Source organism: Enterobacter cloacae complex sp. I2 (assembly GCF_014896205.1).
Lineage (GTDB): Bacteria > Pseudomonadota > Gammaproteobacteria > Enterobacterales > Enterobacteriaceae > Enterobacter > Enterobacter quasihormaechei.
On the sequence record NZ_JADBRA010000005.1, the window covers coordinates 86169 to 111012 of the forward strand.

27 protein-coding genes are annotated in these 24844 nt (G+C 54.4%); 18 read left to right on the forward strand and 9 right to left on the reverse strand.

The features are described from left to right. Window positions 1-39: 39 nt before the first annotated feature. Window positions 40-1155, reverse strand: coding sequence for an AI-2E family transporter YdiK (gene ydiK / locus IM300_RS05785; protein WP_063866486.1), 1116 nt, complete (start codon window positions 1153-1155; stop codon window positions 40-42). A gap of 197 nt (window positions 1156-1352) precedes the next feature. Here ydiK and IM300_RS05790 point away from each other — a divergent pair, with 197 nt between their 5' ends. The 3 genes from IM300_RS05790 to IM300_RS05800 all read left to right on the forward strand — a co-directional run bounded on the left by IM300_RS05790 (window position 1353) and on the right by IM300_RS05800 (window position 5096). After that, on the forward strand, window positions 1353-4409 hold the full coding sequence (locus IM300_RS05790) for an FAD-binding and (Fe-S)-binding domain-containing protein (RefSeq protein ID WP_193035669.1): 3057 nt from the start codon (window positions 1353-1355) through the stop codon (window positions 4407-4409). Continuing rightward, window positions 4406-4816 (forward strand): 1,4-dihydroxy-2-naphthoyl-CoA hydrolase, encoded by a 411-nt coding sequence (gene menI / locus IM300_RS05795; RefSeq protein WP_131636812.1) that lies wholly within the window; start codon window positions 4406-4408, stop codon window positions 4814-4816. Before IM300_RS05790 ends, menI begins: the two co-directional genes overlap by 4 nt. An 85-nt stretch (window positions 4817-4901) precedes the next feature. Next, window positions 4902-5096, forward strand: a complete 195-nt coding sequence (locus IM300_RS05800; RefSeq protein ID WP_063448958.1) for a YdiH family protein — start codon at window positions 4902-4904, stop codon at window positions 5094-5096. Window positions 5097-5142: 46 nt separating this feature from the next. Here IM300_RS05800 and IM300_RS05805 read toward each other — a convergent pair whose 3' ends face one another. Then, entirely contained in the window at window positions 5143-5772 is a 630-nt protein-coding gene (locus IM300_RS05805; protein WP_193035671.1) for a helix-turn-helix domain-containing protein, read from the reverse strand. A 77-nt stretch (window positions 5773-5849) separates the two neighbouring features. Continuing rightward, a complete protein-coding gene (locus tag IM300_RS05810) occupies window positions 5850-6509 on the reverse strand; it encodes a winged helix-turn-helix transcriptional regulator (RefSeq protein ID WP_193035673.1) in 660 nt (219 codons plus the stop codon). 353 nt (window positions 6510-6862) lie between these two features. On the opposite strand from IM300_RS05810, the gene IM300_RS05815 reads away from it, so the two are divergent. From IM300_RS05815 to IM300_RS05840, 6 genes are read left to right on the forward strand one after another with little or no spacing between them, the layout of a single operon-like run. Continuing rightward, window positions 6863-7393, forward strand: coding sequence for a fimbrial protein (locus IM300_RS05815; protein ID WP_063866495.1), 531 nt, complete (start codon window positions 6863-6865; stop codon window positions 7391-7393). Between the two features lie 57 nt (window positions 7394-7450). Next, entirely contained in the window at window positions 7451-8128 is a 678-nt protein-coding gene (locus IM300_RS05820; protein WP_193035675.1) for a molecular chaperone, read from the forward strand. A gap of 27 nt (window positions 8129-8155) precedes the next feature. Next, on the forward strand, window positions 8156-10696 hold the full coding sequence (locus tag IM300_RS05825) for a fimbria/pilus outer membrane usher protein (RefSeq protein ID WP_193035677.1): 2541 nt from the start codon (window positions 8156-8158) through the stop codon (window positions 10694-10696). 1 nt (window position 10697) lies between these two features. Then, window positions 10698-11645, forward strand: coding sequence for a fimbrial protein (locus tag IM300_RS05830; protein WP_193035679.1), 948 nt, complete (start codon window positions 10698-10700; stop codon window positions 11643-11645). Window positions 11646-11656: 11 nt separating this feature from the next. Continuing rightward, on the forward strand, window positions 11657-12169 hold the full coding sequence (locus IM300_RS05835) for a fimbrial protein (protein ID WP_193035681.1): 513 nt from the start codon (window positions 11657-11659) through the stop codon (window positions 12167-12169). 41 nt (window positions 12170-12210) lie between these two features. Continuing rightward, entirely contained in the window at window positions 12211-12864 is a 654-nt protein-coding gene (locus tag IM300_RS05840) for a LuxR C-terminal-related transcriptional regulator (RefSeq protein ID WP_193035683.1), read from the forward strand. Between the two features lie 57 nt (window positions 12865-12921). On the opposite strand, the gene IM300_RS05845 is transcribed toward IM300_RS05840, so the two are convergent. From IM300_RS05845 to ycgZ, 3 genes are read right to left on the reverse strand one after another with little or no spacing between them, the layout of a single operon-like run. Then, on the reverse strand, window positions 12922-13200 hold the full coding sequence (locus IM300_RS05845; RefSeq protein ID WP_022647868.1) for a biofilm/acid-resistance regulator YmgB/AriR: 279 nt from the start codon (window positions 13198-13200) through the stop codon (window positions 12922-12924). Window positions 13201-13229: 29 nt separating this feature from the next. Beyond that, complete coding sequence (locus tag IM300_RS05850) at window positions 13230-13550, reverse strand: hypothetical protein (RefSeq protein ID WP_193035684.1); 321 nt, start codon at window positions 13548-13550, stop codon at window positions 13230-13232. Between the two features lie 4 nt (window positions 13551-13554). Then, complete coding sequence (gene ycgZ, locus IM300_RS05855) at window positions 13555-13794, reverse strand: regulatory protein YcgZ (protein WP_063448954.1); 240 nt, start codon at window positions 13792-13794, stop codon at window positions 13555-13557. 339 nt (window positions 13795-14133) lie between these two features. On the opposite strand from ycgZ, the gene IM300_RS05860 reads away from it, so the two are divergent. Both IM300_RS05860 and IM300_RS05865 read left to right on the forward strand, forming a co-directional pair. Next, window positions 14134-15354 carry a diguanylate phosphodiesterase gene (locus IM300_RS05860; RefSeq protein WP_193035686.1) on the forward strand — a complete coding sequence of 407 codons (1221 nt, stop codon included), beginning with the start codon at window positions 14134-14136 and terminating at the stop codon, window positions 15352-15354. A gap of 189 nt (window positions 15355-15543) precedes the next feature. After that, window positions 15544-16272, forward strand: a complete 729-nt coding sequence (locus IM300_RS05865) for a MerR family transcriptional regulator (RefSeq protein ID WP_193035688.1) — start codon at window positions 15544-15546, stop codon at window positions 16270-16272. Between the two features lie 110 nt (window positions 16273-16382). Here IM300_RS05865 and IM300_RS05870 read toward each other — a convergent pair whose 3' ends face one another. Together IM300_RS05870 and IM300_RS05875 are read right to left on the reverse strand one after the other, a co-directional pair. After that, window positions 16383-16835, reverse strand: a complete 453-nt coding sequence (locus tag IM300_RS05870; RefSeq protein WP_193035690.1) for a DUF3828 domain-containing protein — start codon at window positions 16833-16835, stop codon at window positions 16383-16385. A 1-nt stretch (window position 16836) separates the two neighbouring features. After that, window positions 16837-17196 (reverse strand): CHAP domain-containing protein, encoded by a 360-nt coding sequence (locus IM300_RS05875; protein WP_193035692.1) that lies wholly within the window; start codon window positions 17194-17196, stop codon window positions 16837-16839. A 506-nt stretch (window positions 17197-17702) separates the two neighbouring features. On the opposite strand from IM300_RS05875, the gene sufA reads away from it, so the two are divergent. The 7 genes from sufA (at window position 17703) to IM300_RS05910 (ending at window position 24331) form a co-directional block, all read left to right on the forward strand. Next, window positions 17703-18071, forward strand: coding sequence for a Fe-S cluster assembly scaffold SufA (gene sufA, locus IM300_RS05880; protein ID WP_003857741.1), 369 nt, complete (start codon window positions 17703-17705; stop codon window positions 18069-18071). Between the two features lie 8 nt (window positions 18072-18079). Then, entirely contained in the window at window positions 18080-19570 is a 1491-nt protein-coding gene (sufB, locus tag IM300_RS05885; protein ID WP_063448951.1) for a Fe-S cluster assembly protein SufB, read from the forward strand. 9 nt (window positions 19571-19579) lie between these two features. Then, a complete protein-coding gene (gene sufC, locus IM300_RS05890) occupies window positions 19580-20326 on the forward strand; it encodes a Fe-S cluster assembly ATPase SufC (RefSeq protein WP_063448950.1) in 747 nt (248 codons plus the stop codon). Continuing rightward, complete coding sequence (gene sufD, locus IM300_RS05895) at window positions 20301-21572, forward strand: Fe-S cluster assembly protein SufD (protein WP_193035694.1); 1272 nt, start codon at window positions 20301-20303, stop codon at window positions 21570-21572. Before sufC ends, sufD begins: the two co-directional genes overlap by 26 nt. Next, a complete protein-coding gene (gene sufS, locus IM300_RS05900; RefSeq protein ID WP_193035696.1) occupies window positions 21569-22789 on the forward strand; it encodes a cysteine desulfurase SufS in 1221 nt (406 codons plus the stop codon). The genes sufD and sufS overlap by 4 nt, the downstream gene beginning before the upstream one ends. 14 nt (window positions 22790-22803) lie before the next feature. Then, window positions 22804-23220, forward strand: a complete 417-nt coding sequence (gene sufE, locus IM300_RS05905) for a cysteine desulfuration protein SufE (protein WP_063448947.1) — start codon at window positions 22804-22806, stop codon at window positions 23218-23220. 97 nt (window positions 23221-23317) lie between these two features. Then, window positions 23318-24331, forward strand: a complete 1014-nt coding sequence (locus IM300_RS05910; RefSeq protein WP_063867038.1) for a L,D-transpeptidase family protein — start codon at window positions 23318-23320, stop codon at window positions 24329-24331. Between the two features lie 60 nt (window positions 24332-24391). On the opposite strand, the gene lpp is transcribed toward IM300_RS05910, so the two are convergent. Continuing rightward, window positions 24392-24628, reverse strand: coding sequence for a murein lipoprotein Lpp (gene lpp / locus IM300_RS05915; RefSeq protein ID WP_001082307.1), 237 nt, complete (start codon window positions 24626-24628; stop codon window positions 24392-24394). Between the last annotated feature and the right edge of the window lie 216 nt (window positions 24629-24844).

The window sequence follows — 24844 nt, forward strand, 5'->3', positions numbered from 1 at the left end:
TGTAGGCCGGGTAAGCGCTGGGGCTACCCGGCATAAAATTTACTGCGCGTTCTTGTCTTCGAGCTCTTCTAGTTCCCTTAACATGACGTCCGGATCGGTTCCCGGCGGCGGCACTTCATGCACCCAGGCGGAGAAGAGACGCCAGGTTACCGCAAGCAGCACCGGACCGATGAACAGACCAATCATGCCGAAGGCAATCAACCCCCCGATCACCCCGGACAGGATCAGGATCAGCGGCAGGTCAGCGCCCATGCGAATGAGCAGCGGGCGAATCACGTTATCCATGGTGCCCACCACGCAGCTCCAGACCAGCAGCACCGTGCCCCAGGTCGTATCACCCGTCCAGTAAAGCCAGATAATGCAGGGGACCAGCACCAGCAACGGACCAAGCTGCGCCAGACAGGTCATCAGCATGACGACGGTGAAAATAGTGGCATAAGGGACGCCGGAGATCGCCAGCCCGATACCGCCAAGCACCGCCTGCACCAGCGCCGTCACCACCACGCCAAGCGCCACCGCGCGAACGGCCTGGGCTGCCAGCAGTACGGCCGCGTCGCCGCGTTTCCCTGCCAGCCGGGTGGCGAAATGACGTACGCCCAGCGCAACCTGTTCGCCGCGCCAGTAGAGCAGGGCGCTGAAGAGCAGCATCAGCGCACAGTGCATCATAAAGCGGCCAACGTGGGCGGCCTGACCCACAAACCAGGTGGTGGTGGTGCCGATGTACGGACGCACTTTCGCCATCAGCGCGCTGCCGCCCATCTCCAGCAGGCTGTGCCAGCCGCTGTACAGTTTAGCGCCCACGACCGGAATGCTGTTCAGCCACGCGAGATCCGGCAGCGTCATGTCACCGCTGGTGACCGCGCGAATAACCGGGCCGCTGCTGTCCACCAGGCTATTCACCAGCAGTGCAATGGGAATAATAAACAGCAGGAACAGCAGCAGCGTCATCACCATTACGGCGAGGCCGCGACGACCAAACAGCAGTTTCTGCAAGCGTAAGAGTAAAGGCCAGGTGGCGACAACAACGGTAGCGGCCCAGGCAAAGCCGAGCACGAAAGGCCGAACAATCCACAGACACGCAATAATCATGAGGGCCAGGAACAGCACCGACAGTAAAATTTGCGCAACATCCCTGGGCTGGCGAAGGTTGACCATAAATAAAACTTTCCTTAAAAGAACGCCAGTCTGACTGGCGAGAACGTAAACCGCATCTCTTTAATCATTAATGATCTCAGCGATTTTTGACAGGCGAATTCTGCCTGTAATTCTGCTGAGCGTATAAGAAAAAAATGTGATAAAAAGTTGTGATACAACGCAAACGATTCCCACCACTCTCATTAGGGACGATAGTCATGATCCCACAGATTTCTCAGGCACCTGGCGTCGTTCAGCTGGTGCTTAATTTTTTGCAGGCACTGGAGCAACAGGGTTTTACAGGCGATACCGCCACCGATTATGCCGACAGGCTGACGATGGCAACCGATAACAGTATCTACCAGCTTCTTCCCGATGCCGTCGTTTTCCCGCGCTCTACCGCGGACGTGGCGCTTATCGCCCGCCTGGCATCGCAGGAGCGTTTCACCTCTCTGGTCTTTACCCCGCGCGGCGGCGGTACGGGCACCAACGGGCAGGCGCTGAACCAGGGCATCATCATTGATATGTCCCGCTATATGAACCGCATCATTGAGATCAACCCTGAAGAGGGGTGGGTGCGCGTGGAAGCGGGTGTGATCAAGGACCAGCTCAATCAGTTTTTAAAACCGTACGGCTATTTTTTTGCGCCGGAACTGTCCACCAGCAACCGCGCGACCCTTGGCGGGATGATCAACACCGATGCCTCCGGGCAGGGCTCGCTGGTCTACGGTAAAACCTCCGATCACGTGATGGGGGTGCGGGCGGTGCTGCTGGGGGGTGATATTCTCGACACCCAGCCGATGCCGATCGAACTGGCCGAAACGCTGGCAAAGGAGAGCACCACCAGCGGACGGATTTATCGCACCGTGCTGGAGCGCTGTCGCGAAAATCGCGAACTGATCCTCGACAAATTCCCGAAGCTAAACCGCTTCCTGACGGGCTACGATCTGCGGCATGTCTTCAACGACGACATGAGCCAGTTCGATCTTACCCGCGTACTGACCGGGTCAGAAGGTACGCTGGCCTTTATCACCGAAGCGCGTCTGGATATCACCCCGCTGCCGAAGGTGCGCCGTCTGGTGAACGTCAAATACAACTCCTTTGACTCCGCGCTGCGTAATGCCCCGTTTATGGTGGAAGCGCGGGCGCTGTCGGTGGAAACCGTTGACTCTAAGGTGCTGAATCTGGCCCGGGAAGATATCGTCTGGCACTCGGTGAGCGAGTTGATTACCGACGTACCGGATAAAGAGATGCTCGGCCTGAACATCGTTGAGTTTGCCGGGGACGACGCAGAGCTCATTGAGAGCCAGGTGAGCACGCTCTGCCAGCGGCTGGACGAGCTGATTGCCCAGGGCGAGGGCGGCGTCATTGGCTGGCAGCTGTGTAACGATCTCGCCGGCATCGAGCGCATCTACGCGATGCGTAAAAAGGCGGTGGGGCTGCTCGGCAACGCGAAAGGGGCGGCGAAGCCGATTCCCTTTGCGGAAGATACCTGCGTGCCGCCGGAGCATCTGGCTGACTACATCGTTGAGTTTCGCGCGCTGCTCGACGGTCATGGCCTGAGCTATGGCATGTTCGGGCACGTTGACGCGGGCGTGCTGCACGTGCGCCCGGCGCTGGACATGTGCGATCCGCAGCAGGAGATCCTGATGAAGGAGATCTCCGACGAGGTTGTGGCCCTGACGGCCAAATACGGCGGTTTGCTGTGGGGCGAGCACGGCAAGGGGTTCCGCGCCGAGTACAGCCCGGCCTTTTTTGGCGAACAGCTCTACGCCGAGCTGCGTAAGGTGAAGGCCGCGTTCGATCCTGATAACCGCCTCAACCCGGGAAAAATCTGCCCGCCGGAGGGCGTTGATGCGCCGATGTTGCAGGTGGATGCCGTTAAGCGCGGCACCTATGATCGCCAAATTCCGATTGCGGTGCGCGCTTCCTGGCGCGGCGCGATGGAGTGTAACGGCAACGGGCTGTGCTTCAACTTCGATGTGAAAAGCCCGATGTGTCCGTCGATGAAAATTACCAGCAACCGCATCCACTCCCCGAAGGGACGCGCGACGCTGGTGCGAGAATGGCTGCGCCTGCTGGCCGATCGCGGCGTTGACCCGCTCAAGCTGGAGCAGGAGCTGCCGGAAAAACGCGCCAGCCTGCGCGGGCTTATCGAACGCACCCGCAACAGCTGGCATGCGAATAAAGGCGAATACGATTTCTCCCACGAGGTGAAGGAGGCGATGTCCGGCTGCCTGGCGTGCAAGGCGTGTTCAACCCAGTGCCCGATTAAAATCGACGTGCCGGAGTTCCGTTCACGCTTCCTCCAGCTGTACCACACGCGTTATCTGCGCCCAATGCGCGATCATCTGGTGGCGACGGTCGAGAGCTACGCGCCGCTGATGGCCCGTGCGCCAAAAACCTTTAACTTCTTTATCAACCAGCCGCTGGTGCGCAAGCTTTCCGAAAAACATATCGGGATGGTCGATCTGCCGCTGCTCTCTGTTCCCTCGTTGCAGCGTCGGCTGGTGGGGCACCGCTCGGCGAATATGACCCTGGAACAGCTGGAGGCACTCTCGCCGGAGCAGAAAGCGAAGACGGTGCTGGTGGTGCAGGATCCGTTTACCAGCTACTACGATGCGCAGGTGGTGGCGGATTTTGTGCGTCTGGCGGAGAAAATGGGCTACCAGCCGGTGGTGCTGCCGTTCTCACCGAACGGTAAAGCGCAGCATATTAAAGGCTTCCTGACCCGTTTTGCGAAAACCGCGCAGAAAACCTCTGACTTCCTGAACCGCGTGGCACAGCTCGGCATGCCGATGGTTGGCGTCGATCCGGCGCTGGTGCTCTGCTATCGCGACGAATATAAGCAGACGCTCGGCGATGCGCGCGGTGATTTTCAGGTCTTGCTGGTCCACGAGTGGCTGCCTGCGGTGCTGAAGCAAACGGACGCTCAGGAGGCCAGCGGAGAATCCTGGTATCTGTTTGGGCACTGCACTGAAGTGACCGCGCTGCCGACGGCGCCCGCCCAGTGGGCGTCTATCTTCGCCCGCTTTGGTGCGAAGCTGGAAAGCGTCAACGTGGGCTGCTGCGGTATGGCTGGCACCTACGGTCATGAAGTCAAAAACCACGCCAATTCCCTCGGCATTTATGAGCTGTCGTGGCATCAGGCAATGCAGCGCCTGCCGCGCAACCGCTGTCTGGCAACGGGATACTCCTGTCGCAGCCAGGTGAAGCGGGTGGAAGGTAACGGTGTGCGCCATCCATTGCAGGCTTTACTGGAGATTATGGGATGATCTGGAAACGTGCGGTCACGCTGGAGGCATTAAATGCCATGGGTGCAGGAAACATGGTCGGCTTACTGGATATCCAGTTCACGCGCATTGGCGACAACGAACTGGAGGCGACGATGCCGGTAGACAGCCGTACGCATCAGCCGTTTGGCCTGTTGCACGGCGGCGCGTCCGTCGTGCTGGCTGAAACGCTCGGCTCAGTCGCAGGCTACCTGTGCACGGAAGGGGAGCAGAAGGTGGTCGGGCTGGAGGTCAATGCCAACCACATCCGCGCCGTTCGCAGCGGGCGCGTGCGCGGCGTTTGCCGCGCGCTGCACGCCGGAGGCCGTCATCAGGTGTGGCAGATCGATATTCTGGACGAGCAGGATCGCCTGTGCTGTTCGTCCAGGCTGACGACGGCCGTTGTGTAAAGTTTCCAGATGTCTTGTTTTTGGTCAAAAAATAGCCGCCCGGTTGTGATATACTGGTCACGTTTTGAACATAAGCGAGGACATCATGGATACTGAAATAACCCCAACACGACTGGCAATTGAATATTTACGTCGCGATAAAAGCAATCTGTCTCCAGCGCAGTACCTGAAGAAGCTGAAACAGCTTGAGCTGGAATTTACAGATTTGCTGGCGCTCTCTTCAAACGAGCTGAAAGAAGAGATCTACTTTGCCTGGCGATTGGGCGTTCACGTCCATTAAGCAGTGAAAAAAAGGCCGCAAGCGCGGCCTTTTTTGTGCCCGAAACTCAGTATTTAGCCGGTAGTTTGTTAATTTTAATGAGCCGGCCTTCTTCCATTTCGATAAACCCGCCCGTTTTCAGGTCAGCAAGTATCCGCATTACGCCGCTACGGGAAAGCTGGGTTTTATCCCTGATATACTTTTCCGCCGTCACGCTGCGTCGGTAGCTGTCATCTTCCTGCATCAGCAGCATGAGCTGCTGACGAATCATCTCGTACGCCGTTGGCGCGCCTTTCGGCATGACGTTGTGATAGAGGCGGTTATAGACAAACATAAGATGTTTAGAAAGCAGCCCCCACAGCGCCTTCTCTTTAATAATTTCAGCCACGCGATCGGTCGTGAGCACACCGATTAAACAAGGTGTCACCGTTCTGAGATAATCGTTAAAATAAATGTCCGACAGGTTAGCGAGGCCAAACAGGGCGGGACTGCGCGCCGTCGTAAGCATCATGTCGTCGCTTCTTCTGTAGATGGCGATCGTGCCCTCAAGAATTAAATAACACATGCTCTGCCCGTTAACCTGGAGATCGAGCTGCTCGCCAGACTCGGATTTGCGCATTGTGCAGTGCGGCTGTAAATGAGAAATGAGCTCCTGGGCGTAGGGAGAGCCGCGATGCGATGGTTTGTCAGAAAACATAGCGTTAACCTGGAAAGAGACTGTACTTACTATAGTGTCGCTCTTCTTTTCCACCTTCTCCAGAGATAAATACGGCCTCAGTACTTACGGGGTAAGTGATGGATCTCGATAAGCACGCCGCGCTCCATGGTGATGTATTTCCCCGTCCGCAACTCCGCCAGGATCCGCATAATACCGCTGCGTGAAAGGTAGGTGCGGCTTTTGATGTAGGCCGCGGCGGTTATGTTTTGTCTTATGGCTTCCGGCTCCTGCATCAGTTCTACCAGCTGAAAGCGGATGATGTCATAAGCCGACATTTGCGATATCTGGGCACAATGCTCGTAGACGCGCGATGCGGTATAGATCAGCAGGTTTGAGAAATGCTCCCATAAATTCTGCTGGGCAATAACATGATTGAAACACGCCAGCGAAACGCGAGCCACTTCTGAGGTTTCCAGTGCTCTGACGTACAGATGTTCAGAAGAAAACTGGCTGCTCACGCCGAGTATAAACGGCGCGGATTCAGAATTTAAAACAATGCCGTCACCACGGCGGTGCAAGGCCACGCTGCCGTGTAACAGTAAAAAACACAGACGGGTATCACCTGAGTAATAATGGATAACTTCCCCTTTAGCCATAATGCATCTCTCCGCATGCGGCAGAACATTATCAATTATTTTCTCAATGTGCTTAAAAGGCTTAGCACCAAGCGCTGTTGACTTATCAATTTCTGACTCGGGGGCGAATCGGGTATTCATTTGAGACCTCACTCACTCATGCGATCATTTTTTGATCGGCATGAAGAATTATCTTAAAAAACAGTGGGTCAGGGAATGTTTCGGTAAGTCTAATTATAGACTTATCTTTTTTCAGGAGTTAATTAATTGAATTTAAAATATTTTTAACTCAGGTCTAAAAGTAGACTGTGACCATTATTCTTAAGGCGTTTCTTGGCAAATATGTTTTGTTTTTGTTAAAGCAGGGTCTACAGCTAGACCCTGAAAATCATTGTGCGCGGAATAAGAGTTGTATAAATTTTGACTTGTCGGCAGGGCTTTTATTTCTGCAACTGAATGTCAGTAATAAATAAGGTAATACAGGATAAAGATTTATGAATAAGAAATTGATGATAGCAATGTTAGCGGCAGGTTCTGCACTCACCGTGACGAATGTATTTGCGGCGGCCGGTACCGTTAATTTTAACGGGAATATTCTGGATTCTGCCTGCGACGTTGATGTGGCATCTCAGAATCAGGTGGTGGTATTAGGCGATTATTATAAAACGGAATTTCCGACGACGGGTGCCAGAACGGCTGCGACACAGTTCAATATTATTTTGAAAAACTGTCCGGTGACGGTCACTAATGCAAAAGTCCGTTTTGACGGCACGCCGGATTTAACCAATGCCAGCCTGCTGGCGGTGGATACGTCCGTGGCAGGGGCAGCCACAGGGGTGGCGATTAACCTGATGACGGCAGATAAAGCCGATCTGCCGCTGCACGGCAGCAATGGGTATACCTACGTGCTGAGCAGCACGGCCGATAATACGCTGAACTTCTACGCTCAGTATGTTTCTACCGCGTCGTCCGTTACCGCGGGTCCGGCTAACTCAGTCGCAAACTTCTCCGTGGTTTACAACTAGGTCATTGGCAGTAATCAGCGGGGGGCCGCCCGGCCCCTTGCTTTATGAGGTATTAAAATGCGTTTTATCACCACTACTGGCCTGGCTATGGCGCTGTTAACGCTTACGTTGACATTCGCCCGCGCCGGCGTCGTTATTGGCGGCACCCGTATTATTTTCGATGGGGCTAAAAAAGAGGCGTCAATAAGTATTACTAATCCTGATAACGTTCCTTATTTAATCCAGTCGTGGATCGATGTTCAGGATGGTCAGTCCGGTAAAGCGCCTTTTATTATTACCCCTCCGCTGTATCGGCTGGACGGTGGGCAAAAAAACCTTGAGCGTATTGTCATGACGGGCTCGCTGCCCCAGGGACAGGAAAGTTTATTCTGGTTAAATATTAAAGCTATTCCATCGGCCTCAAAGCAGATGAACGCGCTGCAAATCGCCGTTAAAACGCGCATCAAATTGATTTATCGGCCAGAGCGTCTTCGCGCGTCTACGCCCGAAGACCAGGCCAACAAATTAACCTGGCATCGTGCGGGGAATACCCTCCAGGTGAATAACCCTACGCCGTACGTTATCAACTTCAATGAAATTACGGTAGGGGATAAAAAACTCGACGATGTCACGTACGTAATGCCTTCAGGTTCAGCCCGGTTTCAGTTACCGAAGGGGGCCCAGGGCAATGCGCTGACGTTTAAAGTCATTAACGATTATGGCAGTCCTGGCGAAGTACACCGGGCCAGTTTGTGATCCCTTTGCATTAATCAGGTGTTCGTCATGACAACGGCATTTAATACAGTGCAGCCTGCACGTCTGGCAATATTTATTGCCCTCGCGCTCGCGGGTATCTCTCCCGCGCTGTATGCCAGCGATACGTTTAATACGGAACTGATAGAGCTGGATAATCCCGGAATGGGAAAAGCGGATTTATCAGCCTTTGAATCCGGCTCGCAGGCACCCGGGACGTACCACGTTGATATTATTCTTGACGACCAGCTTCTGGAAACGCGGGATATCCGCTTCATTGCGGTGAAGGATGCCAACGGCAGCGAAACGTTGCAGCCGTGCCTGAGCGTCGGGCAGTTAAAAGCGTGGGGCGTGAAAACGGCACTTTTTCCACAGCTCGCCGCTCAGCGTGAGTGCGCAGATCTCAAGGCGATCCCACAGGCCAGCGCAGACTTCCAGTTCGGCGTCCAGCGTCTGGCGATCAGCATCCCGCAGGCGGCTATCGATCTCCCGGCCAGAGGTTATGTTCCCCCAGATAGGTGGGATGAAGGCATTACCGCCGCCATGCTCAACTACAGCCTGAGCGGTGCGAATAGTCGGGCGAGAAGCGGGGCGGGTACCCGCAGCGACAGCCAGTATGCCAACCTGCGGCCGGGTATCAATGTCGGCCCCTGGCGGTTACGCAACTACACCACCTGGTCCCGTGATGCGTCCGGCCAGGACAGGTTGGACAACGTCTACACCTGGATGCAGCGCGCCATCATTCCCCTGAAAGCCCAGCTCACGCTTGGCGACAGTTCCGCGCCTGCCGATGTGTTTGACAGCATGCCGTTTCGCGGCGTCCAGCTGGCGTCCGACGACGATATGCTGCCGGATTCCCTAAAGGGCTACGCGCCGGTAGTGCGCGGTATTGCGCGAACCAATGCGCAGGTCGTGGTGCGTCAGAATGGCTATCAAATCTACCAAAGCTACGTGGCGCCGGGCGCGTTTGAGATCGCGGACATGTACCCCACGGGCGGCGCGGGGGATTTGGATGTGACGATCGTCGAAGCCGACGGCAGTGAGCAACATTTTACCCTGCCGTACGCTTCGCTGCCGGTCCTGCAACGGGAGGGCCGCCTCAAATATGCCCTTACCGCCGGGCAGTATCGCTCGTACAACCGCAGCGTGGAGAAAACGCTTTTCGGGCAACTGACCGGGATTTACGGCCTCCGCCACGGCATCACGCTCTATGGCGGCGTTCAGGGGGCAGATAAGTACCAGTCGGCGGCTCTGGGCGTGGGCAAGAACATGGGCGGTCTCGGGGCGATATCCGCTGACGTCACTCAGGGCTGGTCGACGCCGGAGCATACCGCGAAAACAAGCGGTCAGTCGTGGCGAGCCCGGTACAGCAAGAATTTTATCAATACCGGGACAAACTTTGCGATTGCCGGGTATCGCTATTCTACTCGCGGCTATTACAGGATGCAGGACGTACTCGATTCGTACGGCGACGGCAGCGCGCTTCAGGACAGGCGGCGTAACCGTGCAGAGCTGACGATGAGCCAGACGCTGGGGGATAACCTGGGGGCGATCACGCTCACTGCGGCGCGAGAAGATTACTGGAATGACGGTAAGTCGATGGCGTCGTGGAGCGTCGGCTATAGCAACTACTGGCACAGCATCAGCTATGGCCTGACATGGACCTACAGCAGAAATGTCCGTTCAGCGTCGGAGAGCCGCGACGGTCAAAAACAGGCTGACCACGACCAGCTGCTGGCGTTCAACGTTAGCATTCCGCTGGATAAATTTCTACCACAGACATGGGCTAACTACGGCACGAACGCCAGCAGGAATAACGGGACGACGCACAGCATCGGCCTGAACGGGGTTGCGCTCGAAAACCGAGCCCTGAACTGGAACGTTCAGCAGGGATATGGCACAGAGGGCGTGGGCTATACCGGCAGCGTGAACGCGGACTACCGGGGCACTTATGGCGAAGTGACGGCGGGTTATGGCTATGACAAAAACAGTGAACGCCTGAATTACGGGCTGCAAGGCGGCATTCTCGCCCACGCCGATGGCATCACGCTTTCTCAGCCGCTGGGGGAGACTAACGCCTTAATCAAAGCCCCTGGCGCGCACGGCGTGGACATCCGCAATCAGCCCGGTGTACGGACAGATTTCCGCGGTTATACGGTTGTGAGCAACCTTTCGGTCTACCGGAAAAACGATCTCACCCTCGATCCGGAAAATATGCCGGACGATGTCGAACTGGAGATTAACACCCGCACGGTAACGCCGACGCGGGGAGCGGTGGTGAAAGCCGATTACCTTGCAAAATCGGGTCGTCGGGTGCTGATGACCTTAACCGACAACGATCGCGCCGTGCCGTTTGGCGCGGTGGTTACGCTCGTCGGTGATGACAGCGGCAGCTTTATTGTGGGCGATCGCGGCCAGGTTTATTTAACCGGTATGCGCGACCAGGGAACGCTAGTCGCGACGTGGGGCAGTCAGTCCAGCCAGCAATGCCGCGCTGATTTCAGCCTGCCGAAACACTCAACGTACGGCGGGATGGCTGATATGCGCGCCACCTGCCGTCAGGAACGCTAACATGAAATGTTTTAACGCGATTTGGCTTCTTGGTTTGCTCGCGGCGGGAAACCTCGCCCGTGCCGGTACCTGCACCACCATCACGCCGCAGCTTTCAACCCTGTCCGTGGGAACCATCAACGTGCAGCGCGATGCGCCCGTCGGCACGGTGGTCTTTTCCGGCGCGGCCTCGAACACCGGATCCTATCTTACCGGCTGTACCAATCCATTGATGCTGGGATTCAGCATGCGCTACAACAGCGCCACGCCGAGCAGCTACGGCAACCATGTTTACAACACTAACGTCAGCGGGATAGGGATACGCTTTTCTTCAAACGCCTATTTTGAAAACCCGAGCAATACGTTTTCCTACAACGCGCAGACCTCCTACGTGGACTGGTACGGCGGGAAGATCGAGCTGGTGGTGACGGGCCCGGTGTCGTCGGGGGCGTTAACGCCAGGGGTTGTCGGCGTTGTAACGCTTCAGGGGAGCGACGGTATCTACCGTGACGGTCTGACCGTGCAACTCACCTCCGGAACCATTAATGCCCTGGCGTGCACGGTCAATACGTCACAGCTGACGTTCCCGATAGGGGATATTCCCGCTTCGGCGTTCGGCTCCGTGGTTGGCACCACGCCGACGGGGGCACAGAACACGCAAAACCTGGGACTGACCTGCGCCGCCGGAACCAACATTAATGTCTCGCTCAGTGGCATACAGAATCCGGACAGCGCGAACACCAGCGTGATGGCCTTAACCGGGCAGGGAAATGCCGGCACCGCAAAAGGGGTTGGGGTGCAGCTTATCTATAACGGGACACCGCTGGTGATGAATAGCCGACTTTTCCTGCGCCAGTCTGCCGGCGGACAGGAGACATTACCGTTAACAGCGCGATATTACCAAACGCTGACCCGCGTGGAGTCAGGCTCAGCGAATGCCTCCGCCACCCTTAATTTGACCTATCAGTAGCAGGTAACAAGATGAAAATAAGGTACAGCACTTTGCTGTTGCTGGTTTTACTCAGCGGGAAAGTTTTCTCTGCTGATAGCGTCAACGTCGGCGTGACGGGGAATATCGTTGCGTCGCCGTGCGTATTCAATGGCGGGAATAACAGCCTTGATGTCAACCTGGGCAATATTCAGGCAACCAACATGGCGACGCCGGGCTCGACTTCAGATCCGGTATCCTTCAGCCTGCTGTTTACCCAGTGCCCAACGGGAACGCAGCGTGTGACCGTCTCTTTTACCGGCAGTCCCGATCCCGTGGCGGGGGCGGACTATTTTCTAAACAGCGGGTCGGCCTCCCACGTGGCGATAGCCATGCGTGATGCCCAAACCGGTAGGCTCAAAGGAACAGGTTCCAGCATGACCCAAACCATTGCCGCCGACAGAACCGCGACGATGGCTATGCAGGCTTCGGTCAAATCCGTAACGGGTGGCGCCACGCCGGGCAGCATCAGTGCAGTTGTGGTGATGACGATGCAGTACAACTGAATGCCGGTGATAAGCATCTATTAACGAGGTGGGAATGAACGATGTTGAATATTCTGATTCAGGAAACGGATCTGTTTTTTCAGGCTGGGCTTCAGTACTTTTTCGAGAATTTTTTTAAGTATAACTTTCATCGCTCCATCACGTTTAATCTTGACCTCACCCATGAAAACGTCAGTCAGGCCGATATCATTGTGCTTTCATTATGTCAGGGTGAAACGCTGACCTGTTTTCCCGAGTTACTGGCCCGGCAAAAAGGGATTGTGATAGGCCTCGTCGACGATGATCTGCGTTTTTCGGCGTTACCCTCCTGCTTTCAGGACATCATTTTTGTGCCTCGCCGTGCATCGCTCGATCATATTAGCGGCGTACTGTTTATCGCGTGGTTCAGGACGCAATTACCGGGTTACACGTGGAATAAAAAGAGCTGTTTCGACTGCCAGCATAAAGGGTTATCCCGACAGCAGGTGCGTATTATGGTCAATTTTTACCGGGGGATGTCGGTTGGGCAGACCGCTCATGCGCTGGAGATGAGCGAAAAAACGGTTTTTACCCATAAATATATGATGATGCAAAAATTTAATCTGCGTAGCGATTACGAGCTGATCGTATTGCTGAGAAAATTAATGGAGAAAAAGAGCCGACCCAACCTGCTTCGGGACTACCTGGAAAACAGTTATGCACAACCAGTAACCTGAAAGGGCAGCGGATAGCGGGCCTGGCACGCTATCCGTTTATGGGGGAAGGGGGAGGCCTTAAAGATCGTCCATGGTATAACCGACGACAATCTCCAGCGTCTTGCGGATCACATCCGCCTTGACGACGTCGTCGGTGGTTTCCAGCGTCTGGATCAGCCAGAGAATGATCGCTTTGTTGGTCAGATGACCTTCGGAAGCGAGAACACAACGAACCGCAGTCGAAAAAATGGCAGACTCTTCAGCAAAACGATCGCCCGCATGACGGAAATACTCCGACAGCGCGCTATCTAAAAAGGCAGAGTGGTATTCGGGTTGAAGCTGAATATTTTGTCTCATTTGTTCTCACCGTAGCTGTGAAGTTGTAGTCAATGTATCTTCTTGGGACTGGAAGGTTTTCCATGACCAAATAACGGCACTACATTGTCTCGATTATTCTTAAGAGATCCCTCTCTCTGTGTTCGTCCTTGTGCGGTTCTGCGACCTGTAAAAGCGACCGTGCCAGAGCTGATTTCAGCTATCACCGTCGCCAGTGTCTCCCGCCGCTGGGGATCCGTTTCACGTGCTTGCATGTTACGCAGATGCTGAACCAACCCCTCGGTCGTCACGGGACCGCGCGCCTTCAAGAGTGAAAGCGCGGCTTCTCCAATAAGCTGGTCGATCAGGCTGTCTGCATCACTGCCGTTCATAACATTAACGTTCGAAGAGCAGACCAAGAAGCAGGTGATAATGGCGTTCCTCTTCAGGGCCTTTAGCCTTTTCGAGGCGACTTAACAGTTTTGTGCAGAGCGATTTGCGATTCAGATTTCGCCCATCGCTAAGAATTTCAACAACAACCTGGCCCAGGGTTTCCTGCTGGGTTGGAAGCGCGGCTTTTTCGAAGTACTGCGCAATGGCGGTTGCTGAGTCTGCGACGTAACCTTTCTGCTGCATGTTTCGCTCCTGTAAAATTCTGTAATCAGTAACGTTACATTTAAGGTATACATAATTTTCAAATCTGTACATTTAAAATGTACAATTTTTTAAGAATTTTATAATATATTTTATAAAAATCTTATTTATCATATTGTTACGCATGTTAAATTTTATGCGGAATTTACAGGATATATTGTACAATCCGAAGCGGCGTCGCAGAGTTGTACAAGCTAGCAAATAGCGTAAAGAAGCCGCGTAAATCGTTGAGATGTAAATTATTTGTTGGGCAATAAATGTGCTATAACAGAGTTCTCCCCACGCGTTTTCGTGGTCACCCCTTCAATCTCCAGGATTAGCATGCTCACAACCATTATTTACCGCAGTCATATCTGCGAGGACGTTCCAGTTAAAGCGCTGGAAGACATGGTCGATGCTGCAAATTGTAGAAATCGCCAGTTAGATGTAACGGGGATTTTGCTGTTTAACGGCACACACTTTTTTCAATTACTTGAAGGGCCCGCTGAGAACGTAAATGAGATCTATCAGCTCATCTGCCGCGACCCACGGCATCACAACGTGGTTGAATTATTGAGCGATCACGGTCCTTCCCGGCGCTTTGGCAACGCCGGGATGGAGCTTTTTGACCTTCGTCAGTACGACACGGACGAAGTGCTGCAACAGGTTCTCGATAAAGGCACCACCCGCTATCAGCTGACGTATAACGATCGCGCCCTGCAATTTTTCCGCACATTCGTTGAAGCCACTGAAAAAGCGAACTATTTTGAGCTGCCTTCGGCGGATTCCTGGGAATTTGTCACCGAAAACACGCCGTTATCTTCGCAGCCGACGGTTGTGGCAAAGGGGGCTGACTGTAGTTTCGCATTTCAACCTATCGTCGATCCGTTTATGCAGCAGGTTGTTTCCTGGGAAGCCCTGCTCCGCACGCCGTCCGGGGAGTCGCCGGAAGAGTATTTTGCTAACCAGCCGCGTGAGGCGCTGTACGAATCGGATTTAAAGAGCAAGCAGGTGGCTCTGTCGATGGCCAGCGCGCTGGGCCTGGGGAATCAAACGTTGTCCATTAATCTGCTGCCGATGACGCTGGTCAATGTTCCCGGTGCCGTCGATTTTTTACTTACGGCAATAGAGGCGAACGGTTTTGTGCCGGAGCAAATTGTGGTCGAGTTTACCGAGAGCGAGGCGATCTCGCGCTTTGAGGAGTTCACCAGCGCGGTCAGACAGCTCAAAAGCGCCGGCATTAGCGTGGCTATCGATCACTTTGGTGCGGGATTCGCCGGCCTGCAACTGCTGGCCCAGTTCCAGCCGGACAGAATTAAGATTAATCGTGATTTGATTGCCAACGTGCACAAGAGCGGCCCGCGTCAGGCTATCGTTCAGGCGATCATCAAATGCTGCGCGTCCCTGGAAATTATGTTCTGCGCAGTCGGCGTAGAGCTGGCCGAAGAGTGGATGTGGCTGGAATCTGCCGGCATTTCTCAGTTCCAGGGACATCTGTTCGCCAGCCCGCAACTGGGGGGCATTCCGGCGATTGCCTGGCCAGAGAAAAAGTACGATTTATAGAAATCCTGTACGTCACTCTTAAGAGTTACCTGTACGTTTGGCTAAATTTATACAACAATACATTAACGAGTGAGTGGTTCTCTGGGCCATTCACTTGCCTCCAAAGCCGGAGTTAGTTATACAAATATATTGTACAATCTGATAAGGTTGGTTTGGTTAGGTATGGAAGTATTGTGCGTGAGGGAGTTAATGGCCTATTACAGTATCGGCGAAGTGGCCGAACGATGCGGTATCAACCCCGTTACGCTGCGTGCCTGGCAGCGCCGTTATGGATTGTTGAAGCCGCAGCGCAGCGAAGGGGGTCATCGTCAGTTTGACGATGAAGATATCCTGCGTATCGAAGAGATCAAACGCCTGATGAAAACAGGTGTTTCGGTCGGCAAAGTAAAAGCGCTTCTTGAAAATACAGAAGTGATGACTCAGGGGAACTGGGCATCGTTTCAGGAAGAGATGTTAACCGTTCTGCGTTACGCCAATCCGGCAAAGCTGCGCGCCAAAATCGGTGAGTTCCGTCGCGATCATGCGATGGATGTTCTGATTGATAACATCATCACCCCTGTACGACAGCGAATGAACCAGGACCAGAATACGGTGCGCCATATGGCGAGCCTGCTTGATGGCGTCCTGATTGAGTTTGCCGTAACAAGCCTGGTGGAATCGCGCAAAAAAGCCGGGAAAGACGCGCTGCTGATAGGCTGGGAGTGCGACGACCGTACGCATTTGTGGCTGGAAGCGGCCCGTCTGGCCTGCAAGGGCTGGCATATTGACGTGCTGGCCGAGCCGATTGATTCTCCGCGTCCGGAACTCTTCCCGGGGCAAAAAATTTTCGTCTGGACCGGTAAAGAGCCAACGCCTCGCCAGCAGCAACAACTCGACCACTGGCGTGAACAGGGCTTTGCCGTCGCGTTCCATCACTGAAGTTAAGGGGTCCGACGGTAAACCACCAGCGCGGATTTTTTGCTTTCTGGCGATACGACAGGGGTATCCGCGAAGATGCATGGCATCAGTACCTCTGTCATATCGTCGGTTTACTCCATCGTCAGGTTGTCTGGAATATCCATGCTGGCCACGGATTCAACTTTCCACTCGCCATCTTCCTTGACCATGCAGTCAATCACGGTGTGATCCCGCTTTTTGCCGAATGAAATGTAGACCTGCATGCAGGCGGCATCGTAATCCAGCGCCCGCGCACTGACTACGCCCCAGTCATCTTCATATCCCTGAGCCTTAATGAACATATCGACGTCAGGCACGTCATATTCATCTGGATCCAGCTTATCCATCGCTTTGAGTTTGGTGATGGTTTCACGGGTGACGTAGGGTCTCAGCGCGTCATAGTTTTTCTGGGGCTCTTTCCCGCTAATAATTTGCGAGATGTACCACTTATTAAACTGAAGGGCAGCGGATGCTTCAGGAGGTAACGTCTGTGCACCTGATACGAGAGTGGGCAGAAGCAGGCCCGCCAGAATTATTTTTTTCATATCAGTCATGTCTGTAAATTGCATACGCTGGCTTTACTTCCCGGTATTCTTTTCCCGGATACATTGTTCTCTGAACAAAATCAGAGTACCAGACGCCGTTCCCGCCATAGATACATGCGTGGCCATAGGGATGGTGGGCTGTGGGCTGGATCACCGCCACATCACCCTCAACAGGCTCACCGTAAACCTGGTGGAAGCCAGCCAGAATTAAATTGCTTTTCATATCCTTAGCATAATGCGTGTTCTGTAGATTAGCACCGCCAGCGCGAATGGCTTTTGAAACGAATTCTGCGCATCTTTTCTGGCTATGCTCGCCAGCATGCTGACGAGCATATACTGCGGCTTTATGGGCGCTCCACATAATGTAATCCCTTACTGATTGACTGGTTAACAAGGGAAACATTACGCCGAAAAGTGACGAGTTTATGTAATTAATCGTGATCGGAGTTTAACCACTATCAGTTTGATAAATAATGATTAATTTATCCATTAAACATCTTTATGCCCGGTACGTACGAACATTTTTTATTCCCGCTATTGTCTTTCGCTATGATGAATTAAGCGGCTGATTTTTTAATAATCGATTGCATTCATGAAAATAAAAAATCTATCTCAAAAATAGGTATTTTCAATGCAATTTTTATCATTGCCCCATGCTTTACCGCCTTTTCTCTGAAATGCATTATTTATCAATGCATTAAACAAATATCACCATCCCATCCGCATCCCGTCACAGGGTCTATGCTTAAAGAAAGTAGTCAAAAAGGGCGGTTTAGCCCAAAGCCCCTGCTGTCAGGGGGTTGAAGTGATAATCGTTATCACTAACATGGTGTTATGCCCTGGTGGCTTATCAGATGAGGTGGACCTATGGAATTGCATTCAGAAACCTTCAATCCGGCCGATTTTGCCTGGCGTGGCTTAACGCTTACGCCCGCGGCGGCGGCGCACATTCATGAGCTGGTGGCTAAAAACCCCGACATCCTCGGCGTACGTTTAGGCGTTAAGCAGACGGGCTGCGCGGGCTTTGGCTACGTGCTGGACACCGTCACCGAACCTGAAAAGGATGACCTGGTCTTTGAAACTGACGGCGCTAAGCTCTACGTCGCGCTACAGGCTATGCCGTTTATCGATGGAACTGAAGTCGACTACGTTCGTGAAGGTTTAAACCAGTTATTCAAATTTCATAACCCGAAAGCCCAGAACGAATGTGGCTGCGGCGAAAGCTTTGGGGTATAGGCGGTACTATGTCTCGTAATACTGAAGCAACGAGTGATGTAAACACCTGGAGCGGCGGAAACCTCAACTACAAAGAGGGGTTCTTCACGCAGCTGCAAACCGATGAGCTGGCGAAAGGCATCAGTGAAGATGTCGTGCGCGCCATTTCGGCCAAACGTAACGAGCCTGAATGGATGCTGGCGTTTCGCCTGAGCGCGTTTCGTGCGTGGCAGGAGATGGAAGAGCCCCACTGGCTGAAAGCGCACTACGATAAGCTGAACTATCAGGATTACAGCTACTACTCCGCGCCGTCCTGCGGCAGCTGTGATGACACCTGTGCCTCGCAGCCCGGCGCGGTACAGCAAACCGGTGCAGAGAACAGCTTCCTGAGCAAAGAGGTGGAAGAGGCGTTCAATCAGCTCGGCGTGCCCGTGCGCGAGGGTAAAGAGGTGGCGGTAGACGCCATTTTTGACTCCGTCTCGGTGGCGACCACCTACCGTGAAAAGCTGGCGGAGCAGGGGATTATTTTCTGCTCCTTTGGTGAAGCCATTCACGATCACCCTGAGCTGGTGAAAAAATACATCGGCACCGTGGTGCCCAGTAACGATAACTTCTTTGCAGCACTGAATGCGGCGGTGGCGTCAGACGGCACCTTTATCTACGTGCCGAAAGGCGTACGCTGTCCGATGGAGCTCTCGACCTATTTCCGCATCAACGCAGAAAAAACCGGGCAGTTTGAACGCACCATTCTGGTGGCGGATGAGGGCAGCTACGTCAGCTATATCGAAGGCTGTTCCGCGCCGGTGCGCGACAGCTACCAGCTGCACGCGGCGGTGGTTGAGGTGATCATCCACAAAGACGCGGAAGTGAAATACTCCACGGTGCAGAACTGGTTCCCGGGCGACGGCAATACCGGTGGTATTCTGAACTTCGTCACCAAGCGCGCGCTGTGCGAAGGCGAAAACAGCAAAATGTCCTGGACGCAGTCAGAAACCGGCTCCGCCATTACCTGGAAATACCCGAGCTGCATCCTGCGCGGGGATAACTCCATCGGGGAATTTTACTCCGTGGCGCTGACCAGCGGTCATCAGCAGGCCGATACCGGCACCAAGATGATCCACATTGGTAAAAACACCAAATCGACCATCATCTCGAAAGGGATCTCCGCCGGACACAGCCAGAACAGCTATCGCGGGCTGGTGAAAATCATGCCGACGGCCACCAACGCGCGTAACTTCACCCAGTGCGATTCCATGCTGATTGGCGCCGACTGCGGGGCACATACCTTCCCGTATGTCGAGTGCCGCAATAACAGCGCCCAGCTGGAGCACGAGGCGACCACGTCACGCATCGGTGAAGATCAGCTTTTCTACTGCCTGCAACGCGGGATCAGTGAAGAAGATGCGATTTCAATGATTGTTAACGGCTTCTGTAAGGACGTGTTCTCCGAACTGCCGCTGGAATTTGCCGTTGAAGCACAGAAACTCCTCGCCATTAGTCTCGAACACAGCGTCGGTTAAGGAAAGCACATGTTAAGCATTAAAGATTTACAGGTCAGCGTGGAAGAGAAAGCGATCCTGCGTGGCCTCAATTTTGACGTCAAGCCGGGTGAAGTTCACGCCATCATGGGGCCAAACGGCTCCGGGAAAAGTACGCTTTCAGCGACGCTGGCAGGACGCGAGGACTATGAAGTCATAAGCGGCTCCGTTGAGTTTAACGGTAAAGATCTGCTGGAAATGTCGCCGGAAGAGCGTGCCGGTGAGGGCATCTTTATGGCCTTCCAGTATCCAGTGGAAATTCCGGGCGTCAGCAACCAGTTCTTCCTGCAAACCGCGCTGAACGCGGTGCGCAAGTATCGCGGACTTGAGGCGCTGGATCGCTTTGACTTCCAGGATCTGATGGAAGAGAAAATCAAACTGCTGAAAATGCCGGAAGATCTGCTCACCCGTTCGGTAAACGTGGGTTTCTCCGGCGGTGAGAAAAAACGTAACGATATTCTGCAAATGGCGGTGCTTGAGCCTGAGCTGTGCATTCTCGATGAAACCGATTCAGGGCTGGATATTGATGCCCTGAAGATCGTCGCTGACGGGGTGAACTCTCTGCGTGACGGGAACCGCTCATTTATTATCGTGACGCACTACCAGCGAATTCTGGACTACATCAAACCGGACTATGTCCACGTGCTTTACCAGGGACGCATTGTGAAATCCGGTGATTTTACCCTGGTTAAACAACTGGAGGAGCAGGGTTATGGCTGGCTTACCGAACAGCAGTAATGCACTCCAGCAGTGGCACCGGCTGTTTGAAGCGCAGGGTGATTCGCGTTCAGAACAGGCTCAGCACCATCTCCAGCAGCTGCTGCGTCTCGGTTTACCGACGCGTAAGCATGAGAACTGGAAATATACCCCGCTGGACGGTCTGCTGAACGGCGAGTTTGTCACGCGCCTGGCCCAGGTTAGCCCCGGCCAGCGCGATGCGCTGGCGCTGAGCGCGGATACCGTGCGTCTGGTGTTTGTTGACGGGCAGTTCCGGGAGGAACTCAGCGACAGCGTGGAGGAGAGCGGGTTCGATATCGCCATTAACGACGAGCGCCAGTCGTTGAGCGCTCCGGTCCAGCCTGAAGTCTTTCTGCACCTCACGGAGAGCCTGTCGCAGTCTGTCACCCATATTCGCGTTAAGCGTAACCAGCGCCCGGCGAAACCGCTGCTGCTGATGCATATCACGCAGGGCGTTGAGGGCGACGAGATCAACACCGCCCACTATCGCCACCATCTCGAGCTGGCAGAAGGGGCGGAAGCGACGGTGATTGAGCATTACGTTAGTCTGAACGACACCCGTCATTTTACCGGCTCGCGTCTGACGATGAACGTGGCGGCCAACGCCCAGCTGCACCATATCAAGCTGGCGTTTGAGAATCCGCTCAGTCACCACTTCGCCCACAACGATATTCTGCTGGGCCAGGATGCCGCGGCGTACAGCCACAGCTTCCTGCTTGGCGGCGCGGTGTTACGCCACAACACCAGTACCCAGCTGAACGGTGAGAACACCACGCTGCGCATGAACAGCCTGGCGATGCCGGTGAAGGCAGAAGTGTGCGACACGCGCACCTGGCTTGAGCACAACAAAGGCTACTGCAACAGCCGTCAGCTGCATAAAACTATCGTCAGCGACAAAGGTCGTGCGGTGTTTAACGGCCTGATCAACGTGGCGCAGCACGCCATCAAAACTGACGGGCAGATGACCAACAACAACCTTCTGCTGGGACGTCTGGCTGAGGTGGACACCAAGCCGCAGCTGGAAATTTACGCGGACGACGTAAAGTGCAGCCACGGCGCGACGGTCGGGCGTATTGACGACGAGCAGATGTTCTACCTGCGCTCGCGCGGGATAGACCAGCAGGCCGCGCAAAAGATGATTATTTACGCCTTTGCGGCTGAGCTGACGGAAGCGCTGCCCGACGGCGGACTTAAACAGCAGGTGCTGGCCCGTATCGGTCAGCGGCTGCCTGGAGGCGAAGCATGACATTTCCCGTAGAGAAAGTCCGGGCCGATTTTCCGGTACTGACCCGTGAAGTGAACGGTCTGCCGCTGGCCTATCTCGACAGCGCGGCCAGCGCGCAAAAACCGAATCAGGTAGTGGACGCGGAAGCTGAGTTTTACCGCCACGGCTATGCGGCGGTACATCGCGGGATCCACACCCTGAGCGCCGAGGCGACCCAGCGCATGGAAAACGTGCGTACCCAGGTCGCGGGCTTCCTCAACGCGCGTTTGCCGGAAGAGCTGGTGTTCGTGCGTGGAACCACCGAAGGGATCAACCTGGTGGCCAACAGCTGGGGCAATGCACAGGTGCACGCGGGGGATAACATCATCATCACCCAGATGGAGCACCATGCCAACATCGTGCCCTGGCAGATGCTCTGTGAGCGCGCAGGGGCCCAGCTGCGGGTGGTTCCCCTGAATGAAGACGGCACGCTCCAGCTTGAACAGCTGGACGCCCTGCTGGACGACAGGACGCGGCTGGTGGCCGTTACCCACGTTTCAAACGTGCTGGGGACGGAAAATCCGGTGGCGCTGATTATCGACAAAGCCCATCAGGCCGGTGCAAAAGTGCTGATTGATGGCGCCCAGGCGGTCATGCACCATGCGGTTGACGTTCAGGCCCTGGACTGCGATTTCTACGTTTTCTCCGGGCACAAGCTTTATGGCCCGACGGGCATCGGCGTGCTGTATGTGAAGGAGGATATTCTTCAGGCCATGCCGCCGTGGGAAGGGGGCGGCTCGATGATCGCCACCGTCAGCCTGACGGAAGGAACCACGTACGCCCGCGCCCCGTGGCGCTTCGAGGCGGGTACGCCAAACACCGGCGGGATCATCGGGCTGGGCGCCGCCATTAGCTACGTCTCTGAAACGGGGCTGGCGGCAATTCAGCAGTACGAACAGCTGCTGATGCAGTACGCCTTGCAGGAGCTTGCCAGCGTCCCGGAACTGTCCTTATACGGCCCTGCTGACCGTCTGGGTGTGATAGCCTTTAACCTCGGCAAGCATCACGCCTATGATGTGGGCAGTTTCCTGGATAATTACGGCGTCGCCGTACGTACCGGGCATCACTGCGCGATGCCGCTGATGGCGTATTATCAGGTACCGGCCATGTGCCGCGCATCGCTGGTGATGTACAACACAACGGAAGAGGTCGACAGACTGGTGGCGGGACTAAAACGTATTCACCAGCTGCTTGGCTAACGGAGAGGCGAGAGATGGCAGATTTGCCGGACAGAGATAAACTGCTGCGCAACTTTGGACGTTGCGCAAACTGGGAAGAGAAATACCTTTATATTATCGAGCTGGGGCAGCGCCTGCCGCCGCTCAGCGAAGAGGCGCATAACCCGAACAACATCATTCAGGGCTGCCAGAGCCAGGTCTGGATCCTGATGCAGCAGACGGATGATGGCGTAATCGAATTGCAGGGCGACAGCGATGCCGCCATTGTGAAGGGGCTTATTGCCGTCGTATTTATTCTCTATCACCGGATGTCGGCGCAGGATATTGTCGCCTTTGACGTCCGTCCGTGGTTTGAAAAAATGGCCTTAACCCAACACCTCACCCCGTCCCGATCCCAGGGGCTGGAAGCGATGATCCGCGCCATTCGCGCCAAAGCCGCAATCCTTAGCTAAACTAACTGAACAGCATTCATTCTGTTTCGCGGGGTGGTTTCCACCTCGCTGGTTTTTCAGCTTTCTGACGTTCAGTCAGTGAATAAGGAATCTCAGCATGAAGCGCGCGTCTCTAATAACTCTATTACTCCTTGGTTCGCTCAGTGCTGTTAATTCAGCCAGGGCGGTTGATTACCCTTTACCGCCCGCAGGCAGCCGCCTGATTGGGCAAAACCAGACATACACCATTCAGGAAGGCGACAATAAGCTCCAGGCTATCGCTCGTCGGTTTAATACCGCAGCACAGCTTATTCTTGAAACCAATAATACCATTGCACCGGTGAACCCTGCGCCAGGAACGGTCATTACCATTCCTTCCCAGATGCTGCTGCCGGACACCGATCGTGAAGGCATTGTGGTGAATCTGGCGGAGCTGCGTCTTTACTTCTATCCGCCAGGTGAAAATATCGTTCAGGTCTATCCGCTGGGTATCGGTCAGCTTGGGCTGGAAACGCCGGTCAGCACCACCCGTGTGAGCCAGAAGATCCCCAATCCCACCTGGACCCCGCCAGCGGGCATCAGAGCGCGCTCACTGGCCCAGGGCATAAAACTGCCGGCTGTGGTACCCGCCGGGCCTAATAACCCGCTGGGGCGCTATGCGCTGCGTCTGGGCATCGGCAATGGGGAATATCTTATCCACGGCACCAGCGCACCGGACAGCGTGGGGCTACGGGTTAGCTCGGGCTGTATGCGGATGAACGCGCCGGATATCAAAGCATTGTTTGAACAAGCGCGCGTCGGCACGCGGGTTCAGATTATCAATGAGCCGGTGAAGTTCTCTGTGGAGCCGGACGGCAAACGCTATATCGAGGTACACAGGCCGCTGGCGCAGGCTGAGGGCGAAAACCCACAGACGGTGCCATTTGCGCACTCTGCGGCGTTTACCGCTTTTGCAGCGGAATCAGGGAGCGATAAAACCCTCATCGATAAAGCGCTGGCGCGCAGGGCGGGGATCCCGGTTGCCGTTTCAGCGGGTAACGGTTCGGCAGCCAGCAGTTCTGTCCTGTCTGTTCAAAACAGTCGTGTCTCAGCGGCGGTGGCGGAAGGCGAGGGAGAGAAGGTGATTCAGTAGGGGTTTGACGCAGGCAAAAAAAATGGCGCACAATGTGCGCCATTTTATTAACAGGTACTATTACTTACGGTATTTAGTAGCCTGGTTGTCCAGACGCTGGTTAGCGCGAGCTGCGTCGTCTTTAGCAGCCTGAACGTCGGAACGCATTGCGTTCACGTCGTTGCTCAGCTGGTCAACTTTAGCGTTCAGAGTCTGAACGTCAGAAGACAGCTGATCGATTTTAGCGTTGCTGGAGCAACCTGCCAGCAGAGTAGAACCCAGGATTACCGCGCCCAGTACCAGTTTAGTACGATTCATTATTAATACCCTCTAGATTGAGTTAATCTCCATGTAGCGTTACAAGTATTACACAAAGTTTTTTGGGTTGAGAATATTTTTTTGATGGGATTACGCCTATTTTTGATCGTTCGCTCAAAGAAGCAACGAAATCGGCAATTTTGACGAAAAAGCTATGTTAAAAAAGGCATTTTTCATCGGATTCATCTTAGATAAATCGCGATTAAATAGAAAAAC